Below are 7,096 nucleotides of genomic sequence, written 5' to 3'. Positions count from 1 at the left end.
GCGATACAAAACGGGTGACAAAAATGTGTACGAGGGATTGGATATGCCTGACCTAATCTTTTTCCGAAATGGTATAAAACCGATAACGCAGCTTAAGACCACTTGTCAGAACACCGCCATTGTCGGTCGGTATATAAAGTAAATCCCCGCCAATTGTCCAATCTTGGTTAACATCATACTCAGCTCCAACAAATGGACTCACTCCTAATGTCACAATACCATCTATATTGGTTGCCAAATTTCGACCATAACCCGTCGCCGCGGCAATTGACACGCCATAACTAATCTCAATATTGGAGTCAAAAAATGGCATTTGGTTATACCAAATTTGATACCCCAACAAATAACTACGCTTGTTGTAACTATTAATAAATGTGCTTATAAACCACCTATTATAAAAAATAGATGTAATTTTATTGTTTTCATTAGTCGCGTTATCGTTTGTCCTATCTACATGATAAGTATCCAAACCTAACCACAATGCGACGTGTTGGTTTTGAGCTGCATTTGTCGACCAACTATTCAATGTAATGATAATGAAAATAATTGGTCTTAAAAATTGGCTTAACTCGTTATTTTTATTCATAATGAGTTTGAACATCCAATAATAATAATTAGTAATCGTACTCAATCATAAAGGGAATGAAGATGGACTCATCTCAGTTTACACCAGTACATTGGTTAAACCATTGGTCAGAAACCACTCCAGATAAAATATTCTTAGAGCAGCCTGTCGATCGCACCTATCAAACGCATACATGGTCGCAAATAAAGGCAAAAGTAGATCATGTTTCTTCAAGTTTATTCCAACTTGGACTAAAACGTGGAGATAAAGTCGCTATTTTTGCAAAAAACTGTGCCGAATGGATTATTGCCGACCTTGCTATAATGAGAGCCGGGATGGTCAGTGTTCCAATCTACCCTTCAGCAAACGCTGAAACTGTACAATATGTTTTAGAACATTCTGAATCAAAGGCCGTTTTTATTGGCAAAATTGACAAATGGGAGCTCGCAGAGCCTGGCGTTACTGGAAACATAATTCGCATAGATATGGGTTACAAAACCATGCCGTGCCAATACAGTTGGGCACAATTAGACAATTTTGGCAGCCCTATTCCGGATTTTGTTCCCCATATTGACGACCTAATGTCGATTATTTATACGTCTGGTAGCACAGGTAATCCAAAAGGTGCAATGGTAAATTACAGTGCATACGGTTGGGCAAACCAGCAAATTGTTAAAGTACTTGGCATTGATGAGAAAGAACGATTTTTGTCCTATTTGCCATTAGCCCATATTACCGAACGCGTACTTGTTGAGGGTGCAGCATATCACTCGAATATGACGCTCTATTTTACCGAGTCGCTCGAGCATTTTGTTAGTGACCTGCAATATGCCAAACCGACTATTTTCTTTAGTGTTCCACGACTATGGAGCCTATTTCAAAAAAATATTATCGACAAAATTGGCAATACCAAACTTAACATCTTGTTATCCATTCCGATTGTTAGTGGCTTAATAAGAAGTAAAATCCAAAAAGGTCTAGGGCTAGAACATGCACGTCTAACCGCGTCGGGATCTGCTCCAATTTCACCGGCTATTATTCGTTGGTACCAAAAAGTAGGTATTAACATTTGTGAAGCTTGGGGAATGACCGAAAATTGCATCTACGCTTTAGGTAACTTTCCGTTTAATGAACGCATGATTGGAAGTGTCGGGCCGGTACTTGATGGTTGTGAAATTAAAACCACGGATGAGGACGAGCTGCTATTTAAAAGTCCTGGGCTATTTTCTGGGTACTACAAAAACGAAGAAGCAACCAAAGAAGCATTTGATAAAGATGGTTTTTTCCGCACCGGCGATTTAGCTAAAATTGGTGAATTAGGCGAAGTGAAGTTAATTGGCCGAGTAAAAGATAACTTCAAGACCGCAAAAGGCAAGTTTGTATCACCAGTTCCTATTGAAAAAATGTTAGCACAGGATACACACATTGAACTGCTTTGTGTTGTCGGTTCTGGCATGTCAGCACCGGTCTGCTTAGTACAATTGTCTGAAGGTGCGAGCCATCAGCCAAGAGAACAAGTTCGCAGTGCATTAGCCAATACGCTTAAAGGTATTAATAAGAGACTTGAGTCCCATGAATGCATTGGGGCAATGGTAGTTGTTAAAGAAAGTTGGACACCAGAAAATGGTATTTTAACCCCAACGCTTAAGATTAAACGCCATGTTCTCCACGAAATGTATAATGAAAAAGTAGATGAACTAAAAGGCAATCAAGTCATTTGGGAAGATGAATTGAACGCCTAACGTACGATAAAATCAGGTCCGGGCACGACACCCGGACCTTTTCTCATAAAAATACTGTTGTAAAACAGAGTTTAAAATTCAAACTTCAAAATTCCATCGCCTTTAATCTTAAATAATCTAACGAAGCAAATCCTCTGAACTAAGATCATATAGCGACATTGATGTATTCGGAGGATCCCATGAATAACGTAATGAAATGCCAAGCCGCTACAATTAATGAATATTTTTGCCATCATAAATCCCTTGAGCTCGCAGAATTTATGTCTGACATTAATATGCCATTTGATCAACAAGATCGGGTTTTGAATGCAATTCAGCGACTGTCGAAGCCGTCAGCACGAAAGATTAGTATAATTCTGGAACTTGCGGGAAATAACACTATGACCGAGCAACTACTCAAATAACCAAATGCAGTAAATCAGACTAAAGAATGCGCTAATCTGATTTACTTTGAATACCTAAGTTTCATACATTTGATAGACAAGGACGTCTCTTTTTTATAAATATCAATTAGATGTCATACTATGCAATTCAGTTTATTAATCCCATTCCTTATAATGAACGTAGCAGTTCAAAGTCTCATCAGCCTAGGTTGAGCTAAACATTTGTTAGCTAATTTAGTGGCTGACAATTCAAGTAATGATCTTCTATGAATTTTTAATTAATTGCTCGTGAAGTCGTTTCACCTGATCACGCAACTCACCCGCTTTTTCAAACTCTAGGTTTTTAGCGTGTTCTAACATTTGCGCCTCTAGTGTTTTAATTTCTTTGGCAATTTCTTTTGGAGATTTCGTACGGTAATCAACCAAACCTTCTTTAACCAAAATTTTCATCGCCGCATTATTCGGCGCTTTTCCTTCGCCAAGATCCATGATGTCACCAATCTTTTTGATAACACCCCGAGGAGTGATCCCATGTTTTACATTATGCGCATGTTGCTTTTCACGACGGCGGTCTGTTTCATCAATCGCTTTACGCATTGATTTTGTGATCCGATCACCGTACAAAATTGCTTTACCATTGACGTTCCGCGCGGCGCGACCAATGGTTTGGATAAGAGATCGTTCCGAGCGTAAAAAGCCTTCTTTGTCGGCATCTAGTATTGCAACCAAAGAAACCTCAGGCATATCTAGGCCCTCTCGGAGTAAGTTAATACCAACTAATACATCAAAGTGACCCGCGCGCAGATCTCGAATAATTTCGATACGTTCAACAGTATCTATGTCCGAATGCAAGTAACGAACACGGATGCCGTGATCAGCTAAGTAATCAGTCAGATCTTCAGCCATACGTTTAGTTAATGTCGTTACCAGTACACGTTCATTTTTTTCAACTCTAATACCAATCTCAGACATTAAATCATCGACCTGAGTACCGACCGGACGCACTTCGATAATTGGGTCTAATAAGCCTGTCGGGCGAACTACCTGCTCGGCTACTTCGCCATCGGACTTTTCAATTTCATAGTTACCTGGGGTCGCTGAAACATAAATCGTTTGCGGCACTAAACGCTCAAATTCATCAAATTTGAGTGGTCTATTATCTAATGCTGATGGCAACCTGAAACCAAATTCAACCAAATTTTCTTTTCTTGAACGGTCTCCTTTGTACATAGCGCCAACTTGTGACACGGTAACATGGGATTCATCAATAATTAGTAGGCCATCTGATGGGAAATAATCAATGAGCGTCGGAGGCGCTTCACCTGGGTTTCGAGTTGACAAATAACGAGAGTAGTTTTCGATGCCAGAGCAATAACCTAATTCCTGCATCATCTCAATATCAAATAATGTCCTTTGACTTAGTCGCTGTTCTTCCACCAGTTTGTGGGACTCTCGAAGTTGCTTTTTGCGGCTCTGTAATTCAACTTTGATTTCTTCAACCGCGGCTAAAATTTTAGCTCGTGGTGTAACATAGTGAGTTTTAGGGAAAATAGTCGCCCTTGTGATCTTTTTCTCAACGGCACCGGTGAGAGGATCAAACCAGGTCAGTTTCTCGATTTCTTCATCAAACAATTCAACCCGCACGGCAAACTTATCTGAATCAGCAGGATAAATATCAATAACATCGCCGCGAACACGATAACAACCTCGCTGAAAATCGATGTCATTACGTTTATATTGCAGTTCTGCCAACCTACGTAAGATTTGACGCTGGTCAACCATATCCCCAACTTTGAGATGCAATAACATTTTCATATACGACTCGGGATCACCCAGACCGTATATTGCAGATACCGACGCAATGATAATTACGTCGCTACGCTCCATCAGCGCCTTTGTGGCGGACAAACGCATCTGTTCGATATGTTCGTTTATCGTTGCATCTTTCTCAATGAAGGTGTCCGTAGAGGCAACATAAGCCTCTGGTTGGTAATAGTCATAATAGGAAACAAAATACTCAACTGAATTATTTGGGAAAAACTCTTTCATCTCACCGTACAACTGGGCTGCCAATGTTTTATTGTGGGCCATTATTAACGTTGGACGAGAAACCTGTGAGATGACATTCGCCATGGTAAATGTCTTGCCGGTCCCCGTTGCACCAAGTAGGGTTTGATAAGCTAAACCGTCATTAAGCCCCTCAACTAGCTTTTTAATTGCCGTTGGTTGGTCTCCATCTGGTTTATATTCACTATGTAATTCAAATGGTTTTGATTGTTTCTCTAACATAATTAAGTGGTTACCAAATCGGGTTTAGGAAGGTTTTTAATAAACCAAAAGTACGCAATGAATGCGGTGAATACGTTGCCGATTAAAGCCCCGACAAAAAGTCCAGGCAAGCCATAAAAATAGGAACCTACAAAAGCAAATGGCACATAAAAGACAAACAGACGAATAACGCTTAAAACCAACGCCACCATTGGTTTGTGTAAAGCATTAAACGACGAATTAGATAAAATTATGATGCCCTGTAAGCCATAGCCTAATGGCAGAGTCCAAAGGAACAATTTAATGACCTCCATCACTTCCGGATCGTCTTTACCAAACGCGATTGCAATATAACCTGCAACGAGCAGCAATACGACATAAACAGCGGCTTGCCACACTAATACAAATTTAATGCACATTTTGTAAGCCTGTTCGACCCGATCCCAATTACCCGCACCAAAATTTTGGCTAATAAAAGGCGGTAATGTCATCGATAAGGCCAATACCACAATACTTGCCATCGACTCTATTCGAGTCCCTACCCCAAAGCCGGCCACTGCGGCGTTACCATGTACCGCAATCATCGCCGTAAGTATTGCCATCGCAATTGGCGTTAACATATTTGCCCCAGCAGCTGGCAATCCAATCCCCAAAATTCGACGGCTAATGCCAGCAAACTCACCAAGAGATAAACGTCGAATATTGATCAACTTTTTCTGAACCGCTAATACATAAAATACCGCAGCAAAACCCACCGACCATGCAATCACGCTGGCAATAGCTGCGCCTTGGATCCCGAGTTCTGGGAATGGGCCATAACCAAATATAAGCAAAGGATCTAAAATCGCGTTAATGAAACCACAGGACGCCATAATCACACTAGGTGTTTTGGCGTCACCGAATGCTCGTAATATTGAATTACCCACCATCGGTGACATTAAAAAAACCGCACCGATATACCAAATATCCATGTACTCGTGGATGAGTGGCAATAATTCTGGACCAGCGCCAAGTGAGGTAAAGATCAAATCGGTGAATAAAAAGGTCACAAATGCTAAAACAGATACTAACAAAAACGACAAAATCAGAGCGGCAAATCCATCATCTTTTGCTGCATCTATGTTACCGCTGCCGCGCGCTTTAGCGATAACAGCGGATGTTCCGATACCTAATCCGATTGATAAACTGATTATGGTAAATGTGATAGGAAAGGTAAAACTGATCGCAGCCAACGGCTCAGTCCCTAGTAAACCGATAAAATAAGTATCAATCAAATTGAATGACATCAACATCAGCATGCCGACCACGACTTGTTTAGTCATTTTAGACAAGATAGGAGAAATTGGAGCGGTTAATAGATCCTGCTGAGCAGACATATTTTCTGAGCCATTAATTTAAAAAAGCCATTTTAAAGAACTTCTCAAGTGGTTACACCTATTGATTTTAAATAAATGTAAGAAACTTGATCTAATATCGAATGCGTTTCTTATATCATTATGGTATTGCCGCGCAAAGTGGCCCAAATGATGCCCACTTTTAATATGTGGTTTAATATAATATTTAGGCATATTGATCCTATTTATTGCACAAAAATGGCGCGTTGTGCACAGCGGTTGTTTACAAAAATGACATTACGGTTAATATTCATCCCGATCATGAAAGTTACCCACAAAAACAATTTAAACCATTGATATAAATGGACATATTAAAAATGTAACATTTTTTCAACTTAGAGTATTGACACACGTTCTTACTGGCCTGAAGCAATATATAACAAACTCATTCACAAACTTATCCACAGAAACAGTGGATAACATTCTGTAAGCCATGAGTAACAAAGATCAACGGATCTTTTTGGCAAAAAAATAATTATATTTTTGAGATTTCAATTGCAATAATTGCAATATCGATTGACGTTATCGTGCCACTTTTCACTTATGGTTTGACAAATTTGATTAGGAACTGAGCAAACAGTTAAAAAACTGTCACTTTAGCCATAAAAGAGGTTGACAGGTAGGGGGCGGGTAATTAACATTGCGCCCCGTTGTCAGATGGCACTTTGTTCCCCCTTAGCTCAGTTGGTTAGAGCGACGGACTGTTAATCCGCAGGTCCCCCGTTCGAGTCGGGGAGGGGGAGC

At 40.1% G+C, this 7,096-nt stretch carries 5 protein-coding genes and 1 tRNA gene; 3 read left to right on the top strand and 3 right to left on the bottom strand.

All coding sequences use genetic code 11. From position 1 onward, the window contains the following. Positions 1–52: 52 nt before the first annotated feature. Positions 53–586: a hypothetical protein gene (locus tag Q4575_RS19425; RefSeq protein ID WP_303523914.1), complete on the bottom strand. Its 534-nt coding sequence runs from the start codon at positions 584–586 to the stop codon at positions 53–55. A 62-nt stretch (positions 587–648) separates the two neighbouring features. On the opposite strand from Q4575_RS19425, the gene Q4575_RS19420 reads away from it, so the two are divergent. Next, complete coding sequence (locus Q4575_RS19420; RefSeq protein WP_215965065.1) at positions 649–2,307, top strand: AMP-binding protein; 1,659 nt, start codon at positions 649–651, stop codon at positions 2,305–2,307. Positions 2,308–2,486: 179 nt separating this feature from the next. Then, complete coding sequence (locus Q4575_RS19415; protein ID WP_215965066.1) at positions 2,487–2,711, top strand: hypothetical protein; 225 nt, start codon at positions 2,487–2,489, stop codon at positions 2,709–2,711. Between the two features lie 243 nt (positions 2,712–2,954). On the opposite strand, the gene uvrB is transcribed toward Q4575_RS19415, so the two are convergent. Then, entirely contained in the window at positions 2,955–4,979 is a 2,025-nt protein-coding gene (gene uvrB / locus Q4575_RS19410) for an excinuclease ABC subunit UvrB (RefSeq protein ID WP_215965067.1), read from the bottom strand. Between the two features lie 2 nt (positions 4,980–4,981). Next, positions 4,982–6,334: an MATE family efflux transporter gene (locus tag Q4575_RS19405; protein WP_215965068.1), complete on the bottom strand. Its 1,353-nt coding sequence runs from the start codon at positions 6,332–6,334 to the stop codon at positions 4,982–4,984. Positions 6,335–7,021: 687 nt separating this feature from the next. Here Q4575_RS19405 and Q4575_RS19400 point away from each other — a divergent pair. After that, positions 7,022–7,095: transfer RNA gene (locus Q4575_RS19400), tRNA-Asn, on the top strand. The last annotated feature ends 1 nt before the right edge of the window (position 7,096 follow it).

Source organism: Psychrosphaera sp. 1_MG-2023, assembly GCF_030548245.1.
In the GTDB taxonomy this organism is placed as follows: Bacteria; Pseudomonadota; Gammaproteobacteria; order Enterobacterales; family Alteromonadaceae; genus Psychrosphaera; species Psychrosphaera algicola.
Note: the sequence above shows the minus strand (reverse complement) of the source record. Positions and strands in the feature narration are given on the sequence as shown.